Source organism: Streptomyces sp. NPDC031340 (genome assembly GCF_055569945.1).
Window position 1 is genome coordinate 1 of the sequence record NZ_JBVIIE010000121.1, and the last position, 4134, is coordinate 4134.

Below are 4134 nucleotides of genomic sequence, written 5' to 3' on the forward strand. Positions count from 1 at the left end.
CACCCCCCACCTACTCCCCCCCCCACCCCCCCCCCCCTCACCCCCCCCTCCCCCCCCCCCCCTCCCCCCCCCCCCCCGCCCCCCCCCCCCCTCCCCCCCCCCCCCCCCCCCACGGCGGGGGCAGGCGTCAGCCGTTCGGGGCGATCGGCCTCGATCAGCTCGCTGCGGCCGCCCCGACGGGGCCGGGTTCGGAGTCGGGGACGGCGACCGCCCGGTTCAGACCGCGGTGTAGGCGCCGTCGACGAGGTGGTAGCTGCCGGTCACGAAGGAGGCCCGGTCGGACAGCAGGAAGACGATCAGCTCGGCGACCTCCTCGGGGCGGCCGAGCCGGCCGGCGGGGTGCAGCCCGACCAGACCGTCGTAGGCCGCCTTGTCCATGCCCTGCAGCAGCGGCGTCTCGATGAAGCCGGGGCCGACCGCGTTGACCCGGATGCCCTTGGCCGCGTACTCGGCGGCCGCCGTCTTGGTCAGCCCCACGACGCCGTGCTTGGCGGCGACGTAGGCGGGGGAGCCGGGGAAGGCGACCGAGCCGAGGATGGAGGCCACGTTGACGATGGCGCCGCCCTTTCCGGCCGCCTCCAGCACGGGCAGTTCGTGGCGCAGGGAGTAGAAGACGCCGTTGAGGTTGGTGCTGATGACGCGTTCGTAGGCCTCGATGTCGTACTCGCCGGTGGGGGCGCTGGGGCCGCCGATGCCGGCGTTGTTCACGGCCAGGTCCAGGCCGCCGAAGGTGTCGACGGCGAAGGCGACGGCGGCGGCCACGGACTCGGGCCGGGTGACGTCCAACTCCACGGCGGCGGCGGAGATGCCCTCCGCCTTCAGTACGGCGGCCGCCTTCTCGGCCCCTTCGGCGTTGTAGTCGGCGATGACCACATGGGCGCCGCCGGCACCCAGTCGGCGCGCGGTGGCCAGGCCGATGCCGGAAGCGGCGCCGGTGACCAGGGCGGTCTTCCCGGCGAACTCGGTCGCGTAGTCGGTGACGGAGGGGGTGTCGGTGCTCATGGTGCTCTCACTCTTCGGTGGTGCTGTGCGCGGCCGCGGACGCGGCCTCGCCGGTCAGGGCGTCGTAGGCCCGCTCCACCAGGGCGGCGAGGTCTGCGGCTCCCGAGTCGTGGTGGCCGTCCGCGCGGGCCCAGACGCGCAGGGCGGCGGTGAGGACGCCGGCCGCGGCGTCCACCACGACGGCCGGGCGCACGTCCCGGACGTCGTCGGCGCCGAGCCGGTCGGCGATGATGCGGATCGACTCCTCCTGGGCGTCGACCCGGATGCGTTCGTAGGCGGCGAACAGCGCGGGCTCGCCGTCCACCAGGCCCAGCAGGCGCCGCATCCGGGGGCGCACGTGCCAGGCCGGGTTCTCACGGTCGGCGAGCCACTCGCGCACGGCCCGACGGTAGGCGAGCAGCGGCGGCTCCGCCGGGGGCCGGGCGCGCAGCAGCGCGTTGATGCGGTCGCCGTCGCCGCGCACGAAGTCCAGGGCCGCGTCCTCCTTGCCGGTGAAGTACCTGCTGAAGGTGCGGCGGGTGACGTCCGCCCGCTCCGCGATCGCCTCCACCGTGGTCGCCGCCAGCCCGCGCTCCAGGATGAGGTCGAGGGCGGCCCCCGCCAGCGCCTCGCGGGTCTGCCGCGCCTTGCGCTGCCGACGGTCCTCCGTGCCGGACATGGACCGCATCGCCTCCCTCGCCTCCCATGTCTCCATCGTGCGCCCTCCACCGGTCACTCTAGCTCTTGATGTCCCATTGGGACAGATGTCCCATCGGGACATCTTGCGGGAACCGGTAAGACGAAGGAATCGAGCGTATGGACAACGGAAACAGCGGCCAACACTTGTCCGTGCGATATTTTCCGTCGTAGGGTCCGGCTGTTCGATCGGTACGCGACATCCCGAGGTGACCCATGGACCGCTCCCGCCTGCAGGACCTGCTGGCCCGCGAGAGGGCGGAGGCCGTGCGCCGCTGCCCGCGCTCGAAGGACGCCTACGGGCGTGCCGACCACCTGTTCGGGCGGGTGCCGATGACGTGGATGAACAAGACCGCCGGCCCCTTCCCGCGCTACCTGGCCACCGCGCGGGGCGCCCGCGTCACCGACATCGACGGGCACGAGTACATCGACTTCTGCCTGGGGGACACCGGCGCGATGGCCGGTCACTCCCCGGCCGTGGTGGCCGAGGCGGTCCGGCACCGGTTCGCCGACCTGGGCGGGGCCACGGCGATGCTGCCGACGGAGGACGCCGAACTCGTGGGCGCGGAACTCACCCGCCGCTTCGGCCTGGCCCGGTGGAGCTTCTCGCTGACGGCCACCGACGCCAACCGGTGGGCCATCAGGCTGGCCCGCGCCGTCACCGGCCGCCCGAAGATCCTCGTCAACAGCTACAGCTACCACGGCAGCGTCGACGAGTCGCTGATCGTGGTCGGGCCCGACGGCGAGGGAACGGCCCGCCCCGGCAACGTCGGGGCGCCCTGCGACGTCACGCTGACCAGCCGCGTCGCGGAGTTCAACGACCTCGACCAGTTGGAGCGCGAGCTGGCCCACGGCGACGTCGCCGCCGTTCTGATGGAGCCCGCGCTCACCAACATCGGCATCGTCCTGCCCGAGCCGGGCTACCTGGCCGGAGTGCGGGAGCTGACCCGCCGGCACGGCACCCTGCTCATCAACGACGAGACGCACACCTTCTCGGCCGGACCCGGCGGCTGCACCGCCGCCTGGGACCTCGAGCCCGACCTGCTCACCATCGGCAAGGCCATCGGCGGCGGCATCCCGGCCGGCGCCTACGGACTGTCCGCCGAACTGGCCGAGCGCCTGCTGGACCGGGACGACCTCGACCTGGTCGACATGGGCGGCGTCGGCGGCACCCTCGCCGGCAACGCCCTGTCGATGGCCGCCGTGCGCGCCACGCTGGAGCACGTCCTCACCGACGAGGCGTTCGCCCGAATGGACGAACTGTCGCAGCGGTTCGAGGCGGGCGTGCGCGCGGGCATCGAGGCCCACGCGCTGCCCTGGTCGGTGAGCCGGCTCGGTGCCCGTACCGAGTACCGCTTCGCCGACCCGGCGCCGCGCACCGGCACCGAGTCCGCGGCGGCCGCCGACCCCGACCTGGAGGACTTCCTCCACCTCTACCTGGCCAACCGGGGCATCCTGCTGACCCCGTTCCACAACATGGCCCTCATGTGCCCCGACACGACCGAGCAGGACGTGGACGCCCACACGGAGCTGTTCGCCGCGGCCCTGGCCGAACTGGCCGGCTGACACGGCGACCGCGGCAGGAGGAAGGAAGGGACGACGCACGTGGACGAGATCGACCGGGCCATCCTGCGCGAGCTGCAGACCGACGGCCGCATCGCCTACGCCGACCTCGGGCCCCGGGTCGGGCTGTCGGCGTCGGCCGCCCGGCAGCGCCTGCAGAGGCTGCTGGACTCCAAGGCCGTCCAGGTCGTCGGCGTCACCGACCCGATGTCCATGGGCGGGCAGGCCATGGCCCTCCTCGGCATCCGCGTGGACGGCGACCCGCGTCCCGTCGCCGACGAACTCGCCCGGCGCGCCGAAGTGGTCTACTCGGTGCTGACGTCGGGCGGCTTCGACCTGTTCGCCGAGGTGGTCGCGCCGGGGCCGCGGGAACTGCTCGACTTCGTCAACGACGTGGTGCGGCCGATCGAAGGCGTCGAACAGATCCAGCCGTTCCCCTACTTCGGCATCCACACCCACCGGTTCCTGTGGGACCTGGGCTGATTGCCGGGCGCCAGGCGGGTACCCGAGCCGTCCCGGAACGAGAACGCTGGAGGAGGTTCGGACGACCAGCAGCACGGAGACCGGCCGCGTCACCGGTACGCAGGACAAGGACTACAACCTGATCTGGTACGTCGAGGCGTGCCTGGACAACGCCCTGCGCCTGGAGACCTACATCCAGGACGCCGAACGCGCGAAGGACACCGAGGCCGCCGACCTGTTCCGCAAGGCGCGGGCGGACAGCCGCAAGGGTGCCGAACTCGGCAAGGAACTGCTGCGGGCGCGCCTCAACGGCGGCTGACGACGACTCACCGGGCCCGGGGGGGGGGGGGGGGGGGGGGGGGGGGGGGGGGGGGGGGGGGGGGGGGGGGGGGGGGGGGGGGGGGGGGGGGGGGGGGGGGGGGGGTGGGGGGG

5 protein-coding genes are annotated in these 4134 nt (G+C 73.6%); 3 read left to right on the forward strand and 2 right to left on the reverse strand.

Going from position 1 to position 4134, the window contains the following annotated elements; genetic code table 11:
- Nucleotides 1–216 precede the first annotated feature (216 nt).
- Nucleotides 217–1002 (reverse strand): SDR family NAD(P)-dependent oxidoreductase, encoded by a 786-nt coding sequence (locus ACZ5GT_RS40605; RefSeq protein WP_469036940.1) that lies wholly within the window; start codon nucleotides 1000–1002, stop codon nucleotides 217–219.
- Between the two features lie 7 nt (nucleotides 1003–1009).
- The gene (locus ACZ5GT_RS40610) at nucleotides 1010–1696 is read right to left on the reverse strand and encodes a TetR family transcriptional regulator (RefSeq protein WP_469036943.1); all 687 of its coding nucleotides are present in this window, start codon (nucleotides 1694–1696) and stop codon (nucleotides 1010–1012) included.
- A 197-nt stretch (nucleotides 1697–1893) separates the two neighbouring features.
- On the opposite strand from ACZ5GT_RS40610, the gene ACZ5GT_RS40615 reads away from it, so the two are divergent.
- The 3 genes from ACZ5GT_RS40615 to ACZ5GT_RS40625 are packed head-to-tail and all read left to right on the forward strand — an operon-like array spanning nucleotide 1894 to nucleotide 4021.
- On the forward strand, nucleotides 1894–3243 hold the full coding sequence (locus ACZ5GT_RS40615) for a transaminase (protein WP_469036945.1): 1350 nt from the start codon (nucleotides 1894–1896) through the stop codon (nucleotides 3241–3243).
- A gap of 39 nt (nucleotides 3244–3282) precedes the next feature.
- Complete coding sequence (locus ACZ5GT_RS40620; protein ID WP_324789602.1) at nucleotides 3283–3723, forward strand: Lrp/AsnC family transcriptional regulator; 441 nt, start codon at nucleotides 3283–3285, stop codon at nucleotides 3721–3723.
- Nucleotides 3724–3769: 46 nt separating this feature from the next.
- Nucleotides 3770–4021, forward strand: coding sequence for a hypothetical protein (locus ACZ5GT_RS40625; protein ID WP_469036950.1), 252 nt, complete (start codon nucleotides 3770–3772; stop codon nucleotides 4019–4021).
- Nucleotides 4022–4134 lie beyond the last annotated feature (113 nt).